Annotated in this window: 14 protein-coding genes and 1 riboswitch; of the genes, 6 read left to right on the forward strand and 8 right to left on the reverse strand. The window is 40.7% G+C overall.

Annotated features, from left to right (window positions below):
• Window positions 1-27: 27 nt before the first annotated feature.
• From NSS81_RS08410 to NSS81_RS08420, 3 genes are all read right to left on the reverse strand, one after another.
• Complete coding sequence (locus NSS81_RS08410; RefSeq protein ID WP_342433050.1) at window positions 28-2094, reverse strand: glycoside hydrolase family 3 N-terminal domain-containing protein; 2067 nt, start codon at window positions 2092-2094, stop codon at window positions 28-30.
• Between the two features lie 497 nt (window positions 2095-2591).
• Window positions 2592-2741, reverse strand: a complete 150-nt coding sequence (locus tag NSS81_RS08415) for a hypothetical protein (RefSeq protein ID WP_342433051.1) — start codon at window positions 2739-2741, stop codon at window positions 2592-2594.
• Between the two features lie 25 nt (window positions 2742-2766).
• Window positions 2767-3471 carry a copper homeostasis protein CutC gene (locus NSS81_RS08420; protein ID WP_342433052.1) on the reverse strand — a complete coding sequence of 235 codons (705 nt, stop codon included), beginning with the start codon at window positions 3469-3471 and terminating at the stop codon, window positions 2767-2769.
• Between the two features lie 328 nt (window positions 3472-3799).
• On the opposite strand from NSS81_RS08420, the gene NSS81_RS08425 reads away from it, so the two are divergent.
• Complete coding sequence (locus NSS81_RS08425) at window positions 3800-4804, forward strand: multicopper oxidase domain-containing protein (protein WP_342433976.1); 1005 nt, start codon at window positions 3800-3802, stop codon at window positions 4802-4804.
• 177 nt (window positions 4805-4981) lie between these two features.
• Complete coding sequence (locus tag NSS81_RS08430; RefSeq protein ID WP_342433053.1) at window positions 4982-5170, forward strand: acyltransferase; 189 nt, start codon at window positions 4982-4984, stop codon at window positions 5168-5170.
• A 29-nt stretch (window positions 5171-5199) separates the two neighbouring features.
• Here the strand turns inward: NSS81_RS08430 and NSS81_RS08435 are convergent, their stop codons facing one another.
• Window positions 5200-5370, reverse strand: coding sequence for a hypothetical protein (locus NSS81_RS08435; RefSeq protein ID WP_342433054.1), 171 nt, complete (start codon window positions 5368-5370; stop codon window positions 5200-5202).
• Between the two features lie 47 nt (window positions 5371-5417).
• A riboswitch (cyclic di-GMP riboswitch) is annotated at window positions 5418-5501 on the reverse strand.
• A gap of 232 nt (window positions 5502-5733) precedes the next feature.
• Between NSS81_RS08435 and NSS81_RS08440 the strand changes: the two genes are divergently transcribed.
• Window positions 5734-6666 carry a M15 family metallopeptidase gene (locus NSS81_RS08440; RefSeq protein ID WP_342433055.1) on the forward strand — a complete coding sequence of 311 codons (933 nt, stop codon included), beginning with the start codon at window positions 5734-5736 and terminating at the stop codon, window positions 6664-6666.
• A 119-nt stretch (window positions 6667-6785) separates the two neighbouring features.
• Here the strand turns inward: NSS81_RS08440 and NSS81_RS08445 are convergent, their stop codons facing one another.
• Both NSS81_RS08445 and NSS81_RS08450 read right to left on the reverse strand, forming a co-directional pair.
• On the reverse strand, window positions 6786-7976 hold the full coding sequence (locus tag NSS81_RS08445) for a toxic anion resistance protein (RefSeq protein ID WP_342433056.1): 1191 nt from the start codon (window positions 7974-7976) through the stop codon (window positions 6786-6788).
• Window positions 7973-8632: a 5-bromo-4-chloroindolyl phosphate hydrolysis family protein gene (locus tag NSS81_RS08450; protein ID WP_342433057.1), complete on the reverse strand. Its 660-nt coding sequence runs from the start codon at window positions 8630-8632 to the stop codon at window positions 7973-7975. The genes NSS81_RS08445 and NSS81_RS08450 overlap by 4 nt, the downstream gene beginning before the upstream one ends.
• A 392-nt stretch (window positions 8633-9024) precedes the next feature.
• Between NSS81_RS08450 and NSS81_RS08455 the strand changes: the two genes are divergently transcribed.
• From NSS81_RS08455 to NSS81_RS08465, 3 genes are all read left to right on the forward strand, one after another.
• The gene (locus NSS81_RS08455) at window positions 9025-9546 is read left to right on the forward strand and encodes a hypothetical protein (protein WP_342433058.1); all 522 of its coding nucleotides are present in this window, start codon (window positions 9025-9027) and stop codon (window positions 9544-9546) included.
• Between the two features lie 224 nt (window positions 9547-9770).
• Window positions 9771-10589, forward strand: coding sequence for a zinc transporter ZupT (gene zupT / locus NSS81_RS08460; RefSeq protein WP_342433059.1), 819 nt, complete (start codon window positions 9771-9773; stop codon window positions 10587-10589).
• A 262-nt stretch (window positions 10590-10851) separates the two neighbouring features.
• Entirely contained in the window at window positions 10852-12228 is a 1377-nt protein-coding gene (locus NSS81_RS08465) for a trypsin-like peptidase domain-containing protein (RefSeq protein ID WP_342433060.1), read from the forward strand.
• 174 nt (window positions 12229-12402) lie between these two features.
• Here NSS81_RS08465 and rbsK read toward each other — a convergent pair whose 3' ends face one another.
• Window positions 12403-13335 (reverse strand): ribokinase, encoded by a 933-nt coding sequence (rbsK, locus tag NSS81_RS08470; protein ID WP_342433061.1) that lies wholly within the window; start codon window positions 13333-13335, stop codon window positions 12403-12405.
• A gap of 118 nt (window positions 13336-13453) precedes the next feature.
• Entirely contained in the window at window positions 13454-14416 is a 963-nt protein-coding gene (locus NSS81_RS08475) for a substrate-binding domain-containing protein (protein ID WP_342433062.1), read from the reverse strand.
• Between the last annotated feature and the right edge of the window lie 2 nt (window positions 14417-14418).

Consider the following 14418-nt stretch of genomic DNA (forward strand, 5'->3'; position numbering starts at 1 on the left):
GAATTAGTTAAAGGAACTATTAACGATTTAATATCCTAGTCCATGGTCAAAGCCATAGAGGACGCCGCCAGTTTGGTTGTAAATGGTAACTGGTAGTTTTCCTGTTGGGTTGTTTACACCAAAGATGGTGTTAACGGTTGCTTCGTAGCTTGCCGGTCTTGTGCCATACTGTGCAAGGTAGGCGTCTGCATTTGGGTAGGACATGATGTCATATGGGTTTCTGATTCCGACGCCGATTACTGGTACTTCCGTTTGTTCGATGAGCTGGTTAGCTAACTTCATTATGTTAGTGCTTGGCGCTCTGGCACCTACTGTAGAGGTACTTGTTCCTAAGATAATATATTTTGCTGATTTCGCAATCTCCAAATTGGCAGCTGTAAGTGGAATTGCCGTATTAATAACAGTTACATTTCCTTGATGCTTTTGAACTTCAGCAGCGATAGTTGTAGCGTTCGAACCGACGACAACTATTCTTTCTCCTGCGCTTGCGTTAAGTGGCAGCACAGCATCATTTTTCACAAGTGTAATTGATTTTTCTGCTGCTTCTTTTTCCACTGCTTTATGTTCAGGGGAACCTACTACTTGTAGGGCGTTGGCGATTTTTTCATCGATACTCTTTTCAACATCAGCCTTTACAATTCCTCTGTTTAATTTCAAGGTCAAGATTCGCTCGACTGACTGTTCGATTCTTTCTATTGAGATTTCGCCCGTATTTACCGCATCGTAGAGGCCGTTCGCGACTGCATCAAGACCAACAGGCATTAAAACAATGTCAGAGCCCGCTTTTACGGTACGTATGGCAGCATCTACTGGTCCAAAGTGGTCTGCGATTGCCTGCATATTCATCGCATCTGTAATAATAAGCCCGTTATAGCCCATCTCTTCACGCATAAGACCCGTTAATACTTTGTTAGATAGTGTAGCTGGTACAGGAATCACTGAACCATCCTTTTTAGAGATCGCCGTTGAATCATCGACATTTGGAAAGGTCACGTGAGCGGTCATCACCGCATCAATTCCGGCGTTCATTGCTTGCTGAAACGGATATAATTCTACTGCTTTTAAACGATCAATATCATGTGGTACAACTGGCAATGAAAAGTGTGAATCTGTCGCTGTATCGCCATGTCCTGGAAAATGCTTTGCAGTTGCAGCTGTCCCGCTTTCTTGAAGACCTTTAATATAGGCTGTTCCCATTTTCCCAACTAACTCAGGATCTTCACCATATGAACGAACACCGATAACTGGATTATCCGGATTATTATTTACATCGAGTACAGGTGCTAAATTCATATTGATTCCAAGCGAGTGGAGTTCTTCGCCAATTGCTTTTCCAACCTTTTCAGCTACCTCTTCAGACCTTGTTGCTCCAAGTGCCATATTCCCTGGCATATGAGTACCTGATTGAAGACGCGTGACAATTCCACCTTCTTGGTCAATTGTAATCAACAGATTATACTTTTCTGCAGCTTCTTGATAGGCATTTACAAGTCTAGCTGTTTGCTCTGTTCCAACAACATTTTCCGCAAATAAAATAACCCCACCAAGATGATAATCCTTTACCTGTTGAGCAATTTCTTCATTCATTACCGTTACATTTTTGCCCTTCCAGTTTCTATAATCAGGCATTAACATTTGTCCGACCTTTTCTTCCATTGTCATCTGCTTGATTGCATGATCGATGAGGTCATAGCGCTTTCCTGTTTCTTTTTTAATAAGAATTTCATCCTGATTCCCTTTGAATTGAATCGAAATTCTATCACTAAAGCTACCATCTGTAACCGTGATAAACGTTTTGCCATTGTGACCGGATAACGTCACTTCACCATCTTCAGTTACAGAGGCAACATTTTTGTTAGATGACTTCCATCTTATATTCTCTGACGCTAGTAGAAACTGGCCATTCTCATAAACATGGAGTGGATTCAAATCAATTTTATTATCTTTTACTTCCCGGCTTACTTGGGGTATGTTAAGATCAATCACTAAGTCCTCGATTCCCGTTGCAGCTGTTGCTTGCGAAAAAGGAATGCCAGTTAAAACGAGTGCAAATGCCATAAATGCAGTGATAAATGTTTTAAAATAATTCCGCATTTTCATCCCCCGATTCTATTTAACTTTTTGAAAAAGTAATTTGTCTTTCTATCTCTCCCCACCCTTACAACAAAGATGCAGTAGCATAGGATCATATTTTTCTGAAGTGGGCTTTGTACACTTGAAATGAAGATTGTTACGAAGTGCGTTTAATATTGGAATAACGCTAAATCCCTGTATAAACAAACATATGTGGCTGTGTGGTTTCTCTGTAGGTGTAAGTTTCTCCAGTTTATCACCATCAAGACATTTCACTGTAATTACATTACTAAACAGGAACAGATTAAACTACTGGATCTGGTTCTTTTTACATACATCCCCCTTTCGCTTATTCATCAATTGCAGTAGAACTCTATGTATTGAATTTTCGCGGTAACGCTTACAATACACTAAAATTATAAACTTTTATGTGTACAGTCGTCTATACCACTTAAGCCCTAAAGCCTTCTCGTTTGTACTACTTTAGTCTCAGTTAAAAAGGCCCCTGTAAGGGACCACTATGGCTTCACACTTTCACTTTGGTTCTCATTGTCAGTTGTTTTATCCTTTTTTATAATATTCTCAAGTTCACCCGTATCACCTTTCGCATTAATAATCTCAAAAATTTGATTTAGGCCTTCACTTGTTTGGTCATGCTCATTTTTCATGACTTGTCTGCCTCCTGATGAGAAATTATTTAGTTTTACTATGCCCAGCTAATTCCCTCATTATCGAAACTAGTTCAACAGCCTTTTCTGAAGATACACTTTGAAGCACACTATTTCCGTGACGAACAGCTGTCCCAAAATGATAGCACCCTGTACCTACAAGCGAATGAACCTCATGAATATTATCCCTGGTCAGTCCACTACCAATGAGGATATCCGTATCGGGACAACTTTCCTTTATTTTCACTAATGTCTCCAGTCTTGTTGGCCAATCTCCGTGACCACCAGAGGTTAATATCGTATGAATTTGCGGGTATTGATTCAATTTTCCAGCCGATTCTACTATATTCTTTGAACTGTCGATTGCTCGATGGAAGGTAACCTCCATTTTTCTCGTCTCTGTAAATAGTTCATCGAGCTGCTGGAAATCGATATGCCCTTCTTTGTCTAGCATCCCCAAAACAACCCCGTTTGCCCCTAAGGACCCGATCGTCCGGATATCCTTTTTCATAATCGCTAGATCATCCTTCGAATAATAAAATGAATTCGCATGGGGTCTAACCATAACATTGACCGGGATGCTAACGCTGCTGACTACTTTTTCTATCAATCCATAGCTTGGGGTTAACCCGCCCTCCGTCAAACCAGAGACAAGCTCAATTCGATCTGCTCCTGATTTTTCAATTATTAAAGCATCCTCAATCGTGGTTGCAATATATTCAATTAACATGCTCTTCACTCCGATTCCTAATGTGTACGTACTTACTAATTGTACCTAATTGGTCGGAAAAGGAAAATTACTTAAACAACTTATTAATGTTATTAATTGCTCACTAATTCACAAAGTGTTCATAAACACCCGAAAATAAGTGATTAGAATCACTAGGAAAGCGCTTGCAAAAGTTAAAATTAAGGGGTAATCAATAGCAATCTCACAAATAAGTTTAGTCTCTAATCACAGTTTTTTGAGCTTAAAAGTTGTTCAAATAAAAGGGGTAATGGAGGAGATTTTAGTGGGTAAGATAGGGAAATTTATTACGGTAATTGTCACTTCTGTCATGGTTTTAAGTGCGTGCAATGCGCAAAGTGAAACAGATGTAAAGCAAACGGTAAAGGCTAAGGAAAACACGGCATCCCAGGTAATCGAACCCCATAAAGGACTCAATCAACAGCCAATCCCGCTTAAAATGGAACGCGTAGGCGAGCATGAAGTTAACGTTGAAATGACTTCGCAAATAACTGATATCGAAATTAATAAAGGAAATATCTATAAAGCTTGGACATTTAACGGGGAAGCACCAGGACCAGTCATTGTTGTAAATGAAGGAGACACAATCAATTTTACTTTGAAAAACATCGACCCTGCCATCCCGCATAGCATGGATTTCCATGCCGTACATGCTTCACCATCAAAGGATTTTATCGATGTAATGCCAAATGAAACAGGTACATTTTCTTATCCGGCTAACAATCCTGGCGTGTTTATGTATCACTGTGGTACGAAGCCAGTGTTATCACATATTGCAAACGGAATGCACGGTACAATTATCGTAAAACCAAAAGACGGCTACCCGACTGACTCTGAAGTGGATCGTGAGTTTGTTATCATCCAAAATGAATGGTATAAATACAACGACTTAGAGGACTTTACTAATGGAACACCAAGTCAAGTCGTCTTCTCTACCAAAGCCTTAAAAGAGGGCGATCTCAATACAAACGGTACAGTTGGAGCGCTAGTCGATACCCCATTGCTTGCCAAAGTCGGAGATAAAGTTAGATTTTACGTTAACAACATTGGACCAAATGAAGTCAGCAGCTTCCATGTCGTAGGAACCCTCTTTGATACTGTCTATATCGATGGAAATCCTTTTAACCTAATGAAAGGCATGCAAACCGTTATGCTGCCTGCAAGCGGCGGAGCGGTTGTTGAATTCACAGTCACTAAAGAAGGCAGTTACCCTATTGTTACACATCAATTCAATCATGCAACAAAAGGCGCTGTCGGGATATTGAAAGTCACCAAAGACGGCACCGATGATGGCAGTGAAAACATGTCACACTAAACCTAAAAGTAAGTATCAGAGGCTCGACCTTTGGTACTTTTTTGTATTATTGATAGAGTTCTTCATGAAACAGTAGAATCCTGTCGAAAATATTTATGAGCCCTCCTGACAATATTCTTCAATTCTCACAACTAGCATTTGATATGTTAGTAGAAAATAATAGATTGAGGTGCTCCGATGTACTTTGAAATATTGTTAGATGCGGTTTTAGGTGATCGTCAAATTTTTCATATTATGGAATGCCCCGTTTGCAGTTATGAAGAAATCTACTATGAGGATACCCAATCAAAGGAATTGATCGGCAGGGCCTGCTCAACATGCAACTTTGTTCAAAAATTTGATTTCGTGACCGAAGAAAAGGCCTAGGAAATTTTTCCTAGGCTTTCTCTGATTAATTATATCCTCGCACCCAACTCAATTGCTTTACTATTATGATAAAGCGCCTTCATCCTTAACTCAGATTTAAGCTCTTCCCTTAAACAATCCTGCTGGAGTAATACATGATGGCGATGCTGAACTAAATGATAAAAATATTTTCCCTTAATAAAAAAACTTTTTAACAACACATGAATACCTCCTCGTTTGGTTTACATAAATCGACGGAGTTGTCGTGTTCGATAACTGGCTGGCATCGTCTATAACATTAGCCCCTTTAGTTTTGCGTCACCATTTTTCAATAGTTTTGCCATTTCGTACGATTTATGTGTCTATTTATAATGTATTCCATATGTTAACAAAAATAAAGTGACAAATTACCTATTGATATTTTTTCTGCGTTATTTCCCTTACTATTTGGCCTATTTCTAGAAGGATCGTAACTTTTATTAAATCATTGACGTCAAATTAGAAAAGGGATAACCTTATTTTGATTTGAAAAAATTGATTGATAGATATAAATAGATTAATAGGATTCTATAAAGGAGTTTGACATGTTTAAATACCTTACAATTGGCATATTTTTTGTCATTTTAGCTTTACCATTAACAGGCTGTTCAAGTGATATTTTGAATGCTTTACAGCAGCCTCAAAAAGCAGTTGAACAGGAGAAGGAAGCAGGAAAGCCTGCACCTGAAAACAATGCGGACAAAAACACGGAAACACCAGTGAAGAATACGGAATCTGCTGCCCAACCAGAGAAAGTTCCGCCCGCTCCTAAACAGGAAAATACAACACCTCCTCCCACTCTAAACCAAGGGACAGGGAAAAAAACGGACCCAGGTCTAAAACTGGAAGAAAACAAGCCTGCTAAGAAGGAAGAGGAGAGTATTCCAGTTGTTGCTAATCCAGCGAGTATCCAGGTTCTTGTTAATAAACAAAACAAGCTACCGGATAGTTATAACCCAACAGACTTGGTATATACGCAAGTTCCCTTCGTTTTTAAAGAACAATCAGACAAACGTAAGATGCGCAGTGAAGCGGCTACAGCCATAAATACCCTTTTCACAGAAGCAAATAAACAGGGAATAAGTCTATTAGGTGTTTCAGCCTATCGCTCACACGCAACACAAGTATCCCTCTTTAACTATTATGTAAATAGAGATGGCTATGAAAAGGCACGGACTTACAGTGCCTTACCAGGTACGAGTGAACATGAAACAGGCCTAACCATCGATGTGACTGGAGGAGATGGGAAATGTGCTGCTATGGATTGCTTTGGAGCAACAAAGGAGGCAATATGGCTGGAAGCACATGCGGCTGAATATGGCTTTATTATTCGCTATCCAAAAGGTAAAGAAGCAATCACTGGCTATCAGTATGAGCCATGGCATCTTCGTTATGTTGGAAAAGCAATGGCGTTAGAAATTATGAGTAAAGGCATTACCCTTGAGGAATATTTAAACGCTATACCTGTTAATAATTAACGGCTGGAAGTAGTTTAGTTTTTTAAAAATACGCCTTTAATGAAAAAAAGCGTCAGGTCCGCTAATGGACTTGACGCTTCTTTTATAGGATGATTTTCTTGCTAATGTAAAATTGTGTGCTACTTTCCTTTAATCTCCAGTAACTTCACTCGCAAATCGTTTTCCATTGTCGCTAATTCTTGTTCGGCAATGCGGCGCTTGTGACGCCCTTCCTCTTGAATTCGCATTGTTTCTTCAAGTGTGGTAATCAAGTTTTCCTGTGTTTTCTTGAGTGTTTCAATATCCACCAGACCTCGTTCGTTTTCCTTCGCCGTCTCGATTGTGTTGGTCTTCAGCATTTCCGCATTTTTCAATAGCAAGTCATTGGTTGTTTGTGACACTTTTTTCTGCGCTTCTACCGCATGGCGCTGCCTAATCAACGTCAAGGCAATCGCTACCTGATTTTTCCACAAAGGAATAGCTGTCATGATGGACGATTGAATTTTTTCCACAAGTGCCTGGTTGGTGTTTTGAATCAGCCGGATTTGCGGGGCACTTTGAATCGTAATTTCACGGCTTAATTTCAAGTCATATAAGCGTTTATCTAAGCGGTCAGCGAATTGTATCATATCATTGACCTCTTGGAACTTCATTTGATCATTTGCAGCCTCCGCCGCTCTTTTCATTGCAGGGATTGTTTTTTCATTGAGCTCCTCGAGCTTAATTTCTCCTGCGGCAATATACACATTCAAAGCATGGAAATATTCTTTATTGGTTTCATAAAGCTGTTCAAGCAATTTTATATCGGATAACAGGACATTTTTACTTCGGTCTAGCTTTACGCTAATTCGATCAATCTGTGCACCTGTTTTTTGATATTTGGAAAGTACCTCTTGCAGGGTGCCTGAAATTTTTCCAAACATACGCGCGAAAAAGGATGGCTTACCATCCTTCAGTTCATCTGGATTAACCTCATCAAGCCGCTTCATTAGATCACTGATAATCTCGCCAACCTCACCAATATCCTGTTTCTGAACATGCTCAAGCATGGCATGGGAAAAGGTTAACAGCTTGCCCTGAGCCTGGGTCCCGTAGGTGATCATCGCTTGATGGTTGGTCGGATCAATTTGTTCAGCTAGTTGATATGCCTTCGCCCTGTTCTCTTCAGGTATTTTATCAATCAGCTTGACTGGTTTTGCTTCCTGGTGCTGTGTCGAAGGCTGCAGCTGTGGCTGTGGTACAAGCTCTTGTGTATCTCCAAATGGGTTTGCTAAGATATCATCCAATAAATTATCGGATTTTTTCACATGTGATGAGTTATTTTCGCTCATTTCAGCCTCCTGCTTTCGTCATTATCGAATTTAGAATCATTAAGCTTTTTAATCGAATGCTTGGCAACATCAATTTCAAAATTCAAATGATCAATATCATCAGAAATCATATAGTATAAGTCCTCTTCTAAAGCCTTCGTTAACTCTATGAGAGTTTGGCGTGTTTCGTACAGCGAGACGTCAATTTCATGATTTTTCTTCGGTTGAACAGATAGAAAGCGATATTTCTCTGTTAGCTCAACAACTGAATCTAAATGAGAAAAGTAAAACTTCTCCGCCTTATAAAAACGTCTCGGCTCAGTTTTGGCAAGGCTCTGTATTTTCCTAGCGACACGGAGTACATCAATTCTTTGCTTTACCGTTTGAAGGTCGCGAATCGAAAACAACGATTTGTTTAGCCGGTTTATTTTTAGCTTCGCTTCATCTAAATTTTTCTTAATATATCGATATTCTTTTCTAGATAGTTGGTGTTGTTTAAGGAAGCGGTTTTTCATAATAGCAGCGGTAGCTTGATCAACAACGGCACCTCCAGCTATGGCAAAAACGGACGATAAAAGGTATGTCTGATCAAATCCAAAAAGGCTGACAAGAAAAATCGTAAAAGCCGAAGGAACAGCTAAGAACGAACGAACAAAAAACGAGATAAACGGATTCATAATAATCTCTCCTGACTTAGAAATCCTTTCTATTCATACGAATGAAAGAAAAAGATGTTTCACCTAATTTAAAAAAACTAGAAATAAGAAAGGCAAGACATCTCTCAATACTTCAACAATACACCATAAAAACCCTTCTTTCCATAGACCATAAATGTAAACGAACCTAAGACCTAAGACGTATTTTTGGGAGAAATGGTGACAGTGACATGGTGACAGGCACCACTCGTGGACAATTCAGCTGTTTTGTCCGTCTGGGGCGGACAGTGGATGGCTGTTTCTATTTGTTTGTCTTCTAGCTTCTTTTTAGCCGTCAGCCCAAGAGGAATACCCAAAGTGACATAGGATGTGAGTGTACCAGTTTAAATTATATATAGAGGAGAGATGAACTTATGTATCAACCAATAAATTATCCGTTTGCATATAGGCAGAATGGTCAGAGTCATCATGGTGGTAGTTATGGCGGTGGTCATGGCGGCGGTCACGGCGGCGGTCACGGCGGTGGTCACGGCGGTGGTCACGGCGGTGGTCACGGCGGTGGTCACGGCGGTGGTTACGGCGGTGGTCACGGCGGTGGTCACGGCGGTGGTTACGGCGGTGGTCACGGCGGTGGTTACGGCGGTGGTCACGGTGGTGGTCACGGCGGTGGTTACGGTGGCGGCGGACAACATCACCATGGGTCACAATCCAATTTTAATTTAGGATCATTCGGTGCCGGTTTACTGGGCCTAGGGTTAGGATATTTAGGATCCAACCTTGGTGGATTCAGCGGTGGCTACCCTGGTGCTGGTTACCCTGGTGGCGGTTATCCTGGTGGTGGCTACCCTGGTGGCGGTTATCCTGGCGGTGGCTACCCTGGTTATGGGTACGGCCCAAGACCAGGAATGGGCGGATACGGTCCTGGAAACTACTAAATTAAGTAAAATAACAAATGTGAAAATCCTTGAGAGCGATACAAGGACTTTCACGTTTTTTTATTATTTATCTAATACTTATTCCTTTTTACTGATTTTTTGTTTCATTAGGTGTAAAATGTTTCTCACAGGAAACATTTCTGAGCCCATGCATATATAATAATATTGGAAATTTTATAAAATTAACGTCCACAAATAATTAGTTCAATAAAGGAGAAGTGAATATGGAAGCAAATGTGCTTTTTGCATTAGGTTTGACATTATTTGCGGGGCTTGCAACAGGTATCGGAAGCTTGCTTGCATTTTTTACCTCGCATACCAATACAAAATTTCTTTCCGTTACTCTTGGATTTTCAGCGGGTGTGATGATCTATGTATCGATGGTTGAAATTTTTGTAAAAGCGAAGGTTGCTTTAGTGGGTGCTTTAGGTGAAGTGTCCGGCAACTGGGTAACCGTAGGAGGTTTTTTTGGCGGGATAATGCTAATTGCTCTAATTGATAAATTTATCCCTAAGCAAACAAACCCACATGAATTAAAAACAGTAGAAGATATGAAACTACCTGTGAAAAATGGAAATAAGACCACAGACGCTGCGCTATTAAAGATGGGGACATTCACAGCGCTTGCCATCGGGATTCATAACTTCCCTGAAGGAATCGCTACCTTCACATCCGCTTTACAAGATCCAGCACTTGGGATTGCGATAGCTGTCGCAATTGCCATCCATAATATCCCAGAGGGCATTGCTGTATCTGTTCCAGTCTACTTTGCAACAGGCGATAAGAAAAAGGCTTTCAAACTATCATTCTTGTCTGGGCTATCTGAGCCAGTCGGCGCGCTCGTCGCTTACCTATTCTTAATGCCTTTCCTAAACGATGTTATGTTTGGCGTCATCTTCGCTGCTGTAGCTGGGATAATGGTATTCATCTCTCTAGACGAATTATTGCCTGCTGCCAAAAGATATGATGAAACCCATCTATCAATCTATGGCCTAATTGCCGGCATGGCAGTAATGGCAATAAGCCTATTATTATTTATCTAAAATACGCTAGATACTCATACAATGGAATATACCTCAAAAAAGCCAGCACTCCTGCTGGCTTTTTTTACTGTCCACCCCAGGCGGACAAAACACCCAATTTGTCCACGCGTGGTGACAGGCACCATAGTGGGCACCATAGTTAGGCACCATTCATTGGGACATCCACAGTATGTATATTTTCCTAGACAAAGTTTCTTTAATTCACTAAAGGCATATATATGAATGGATTATTCAAAAAATTCATTGGAGAGGTGAATGATTGATGAAAAGGGCCCTTTTTACCATACCTTTAAGTTTGCTGCTTATTGGTGTTATTATTGGTTCTTTTGTCTTAATGGGCATTAAGCCAAATTCTTCGGGTATTTCACAGGCTCAGAAGTTAGCAGAGTATACGAAACCAGCGGTTGTTCGGATTATTGATTATGCTGTTGTTGGATGGCAGTTTAATAACCCGGATGACCCTGAGGTTGCCTCTATATTAGCTCAACTAAATAACCAAACGGTCATTGGCGGTTCAGGTTCGGGGGCGATTATTAGTTCCGATGGCTATATCGTAACAAATGCCCATGTGGTAGAAGGCTCTCAGATGGAGGATGCAGATCTTGCCAATGCTGCCTTTGAACAGCTTGTTTCAATCATGGCAGACTATTATCAAATTGATTTCGAAACAGCTTATGATTATATGCTTACCTACACCCAATACACTAGTATAGATAGATTTTTAAAGGTAATTTTACCTGGCGGGGATACACTCGATGGTGAGGTAAAAAGCTATGGTGCTCCAATTAATGAAGGAAAGGACGTAGCCGTACTTAAAATTGAAGGGAAAAACCTACCAACTATAAAGCTTGGAAACTCTGATGATATCCAAAATCAAGAAAACATTTGGGTTAGCGGCTATCCAGCAGCTGCAGATTCTGACCTCCTATCACCCGATTCCTCCCTCGTATCTTCAATGAATGCTGGGCAAATCTCAGCCACTTCAAAGAAAACAGAACAAGGAAGTCCTGTGATTCAGATTAACGCGGCAGCTACCCATGGAAACAGTGGCGGTCCAGTCATTAATGATAAAGGTGAGATTATTGGATTATTAACCTTTAGAGGCGATACCGTGAATGGCCAAGAAGTTCAGGGCTTTAATTTTGCGGTTCCGGTAAATACCGTTAAAGAGTTCGTCAATCAGGCCGGTGCAAGGAATGCTATTAGTGATACAGATAAGCTATATAGAGATGGTCTAGAGCTCTATTGGGGCGGCTATTATAAAAATGCCCTTGAAAAGTTTGAAGCAGTCCAAAGAATATATCCAAATCATTCAGAGATAAAACATCTCATTACCAATGCTGAGAAAAAGACGGGGGAAAGTAAAACCTTATGGTCAGATTACACCACTCTCTTCTATATCGTTGATGGAGTTGCAGGTTTATTAATAATCCTTCTCTTGGTATTCACCTTTGCCTTTAAACCGAAACAACGGAACGTAGCAACAGCCGCAGCCCATCCAGCGCCACCACCTCCTTCAAAACCAGAAACCAGCATTCCAGACCTAAACAATGATGGGAAAATCGACGTCCAAGACATACTGCTCGCACTGCAAGAACAACAAAAAAAGCAAGAAAAAGACAAGAAAAACGATGAATAAAGTGAATGAGTAAACGAGGAATTTTGCATAAATGGTGCCTGTCACCCAAATATGTGTCACCAAAATGAATAAAGCGCATGCATAAATAGCTAAAAATGCATGAATGGTGACAGGCACCGCAAAAGGCACCGCAAAAAAAGGATGACGGTCGAATGACCGCCATCCCTTTTATTTTTAGTTTAGTGCACGATACTGTTCCAAGAATGCTTCTACTTCGTGTTTGTAGGGCATGGCTGGTGCTGTTCCTATTTTTGTTACGGAAAGGGCTGCGACGGCGTTGGCGTAGGTGATTGCCTCGTCTAGGGTTTTGCCAATGCTGAGTGCATGGGCGAAGCCGCCATTAAAGGCATCACCTGCTCCAGTTGTGTCAATAGCTTCCACTTTATACCCTGAAACTAGCTTCCCTTGTTCGCCTCCAGTATAGACAAATGCACCTTGCTTACCCATCGTGATGATCACAGTACCGACACCCATTCCAAAAAGCTTTTTAGAAGCGGCAAGCGCTGTTTGCTCGTCCGTCACCTCCACACCGCTTAGTTCATAGGCTTCTGTTTCATTAGGGGTGATATAGGCAACATCGTTGAGAAGTTCCCGTGGGAATTCCTGGAATGGCGCAGGATTTAGAATGACCGGTACTTCATATTTAGCTGCTAGCTTCACCGTCGTAACAATCGCTTCAATACTTGTTTCTAATTGAAGCAGCGCAATATCTGCCTCTTTTACTTTATCTTCCACTTCCAATACTTCTGTCTCAGTTAGTGTGCCGCATGCACCTAATGCCACAACAATACTGTTTTCGCTCTGATCATCTACTTCAATCAAGGCTACACCTGTAGTCTGATTCGGATCAACCTTTATGTATTGTGTATTGATATTCTCGGCGTTAAAGTGTCTCAAAGCATCTCTTCCAAAAAGGTCATCGCCCAATTTTGTCACAAAAGTAACCTCTGAACCACTTCTTGCGGCTGCAGTTGCTTGGTTGCCTCCTTTTCCGCCTGGCCCCATTTGAAACGGACCGCCAAGAACGGTCTCACCGGGCTTTGGAAGATGTGGAGTCCTACTCATTAAATCAACAACATAGCTTCCTACTACTACAATTTTGGACATAAACCGTCACCCGCCTTACTTTTTTTCATGATGGTAAAAGTAAAAACGCAAAACAATTGCGTTTTTACTCTTGAAATATCCTTAGCCGCCAATTCAGCGGCATAATCCACTGCTACAATTATTTTGTTTTTACAGTATTTACGTTATCCGATGTAACTAGTGTAGAATCAAGAATAACTTCTTTTTCTACGCTTTCACCTTTAGATATTTTGAGTGCAGTGATAATGGCTTCTTGGCCAAGGAAATATGGCGGTTCTGCAATCGTTGCTTCCATTTTTCCAGCTTTAATCGCCTCAATTGATGGGTCAACTGCATCACAGCCAATGATTACAATCTCATCAAGACGGCCAGCGGCTTCAATCGCTGCTAATGCACCTAATGCCATTTCATCGTTCGCTGCATAAACACCATCGATTTCGGGGTTTGCTTGAAGAATATCTTCCATTACTTTCATCGCTTCACCACGGTCAAAGTTTGCAGCTTGTTGTGCTACTACTTCAAAGCCTGCTGTTGCTTTAACAATTTCATTAAATCCTTCACTACGAAGTTGTCCTACGTTTGTGCCAAGAATTCCTTGAATTTCAACAATCTTACCTTTGCCACCAAGGACATCCTTCAAATAGTTACCAGCTAGATTACCAGACTTTAGGGCATCAAAACCAATATGTGTAATGACTTCGCCACCGTTAGAATTACGGTCAATTGTAAACACTGGAATTTTAGCATCATTTGCCTTTTTAACTGCCTGAGCAATCGCATCACTATCTGTTGGGTCAATAATTAATACATCAACATTTTGTTGTAACAGGTTTTCCACGTCAGATAATTGCTTACCTGGGTCATTCTGGGCATCGGTAATAACAAGATCAATATTTCCTTCTTTTTCCGCTTGTGCTTCTGCCCCTTCTTTAACAGCAACAAAGAATGGATTGTTTAACGTGTTCATTGATAAACCAACTTTTAATTTACCGTCATCCTTCTTTTCAGAACCTGATTTTTTGCTTGTTCCCTCATCCATACTACAGCCCACTAAACCTATAATAATAGAAAGCATTGCTAACAAAGTTATAATCTTTTTCATGG

The sequence above is a fragment of the Neobacillus sp. FSL H8-0543 genome (genome assembly GCF_038592905.1).
Taxonomy (GTDB): domain Bacteria; phylum Bacillota; class Bacilli; order Bacillales; family Cytobacillaceae; genus Neobacillus.

Bases quoted from the DNA above. Each gene is read 5' to 3' on its own strand.
- NSS81_RS08410 (WP_342433050.1), bottom strand. From the start codon at position 2,094: ATGCGGAATTATTTTAAAACATTTATCACTGCATTTATGGCATTTGCA.
- NSS81_RS08415 (WP_342433051.1), bottom strand. From the start codon at position 2,741: ATGAAAAATGAGCATGACCAAACAAGTGAAGGCCTAAATCAAATTTTT.
- NSS81_RS08420 (WP_342433052.1), bottom strand. From the start codon at position 3,471: ATGTTAATTGAATATATTGCAACCACGATTGAGGATGCTTTAATAATT.
- NSS81_RS08425 (WP_342433976.1), top strand. From the start codon at position 3,800: ATGGTTTTAAGTGCGTGCAATGCGCAAAGTGAAACAGATGTAAAGCAA.
- NSS81_RS08430 (WP_342433053.1), top strand. From the start codon at position 4,982: ATGTACTTTGAAATATTGTTAGATGCGGTTTTAGGTGATCGTCAAATT.
- NSS81_RS08440 (WP_342433055.1), top strand. From the start codon at position 5,734: ATGTTTAAATACCTTACAATTGGCATATTTTTTGTCATTTTAGCTTTA.
- NSS81_RS08445 (WP_342433056.1), bottom strand. From the start codon at position 7,976: ATGAGCGAAAATAACTCATCACATGTGAAAAAATCCGATAATTTATTG.
- NSS81_RS08450 (WP_342433057.1), bottom strand. From the start codon at position 8,632: ATGAATCCGTTTATCTCGTTTTTTGTTCGTTCGTTCTTAGCTGTTCCT.
- NSS81_RS08455 (WP_342433058.1), top strand. From the start codon at position 9,025: ATGTATCAACCAATAAATTATCCGTTTGCATATAGGCAGAATGGTCAG.
- zupT (WP_342433059.1), top strand. From the start codon at position 9,771: ATGGAAGCAAATGTGCTTTTTGCATTAGGTTTGACATTATTTGCGGGG.
- NSS81_RS08465 (WP_342433060.1), top strand. From the start codon at position 10,852: ATGAAAAGGGCCCTTTTTACCATACCTTTAAGTTTGCTGCTTATTGGT.
- rbsK (WP_342433061.1), bottom strand. From the start codon at position 13,335: ATGTCCAAAATTGTAGTAGTAGGAAGCTATGTTGTTGATTTAATGAGT.
- NSS81_RS08475 (WP_342433062.1), bottom strand. From the start codon at position 14,416: ATGAAAAAGATTATAACTTTGTTAGCAATGCTTTCTATTATTATAGGT.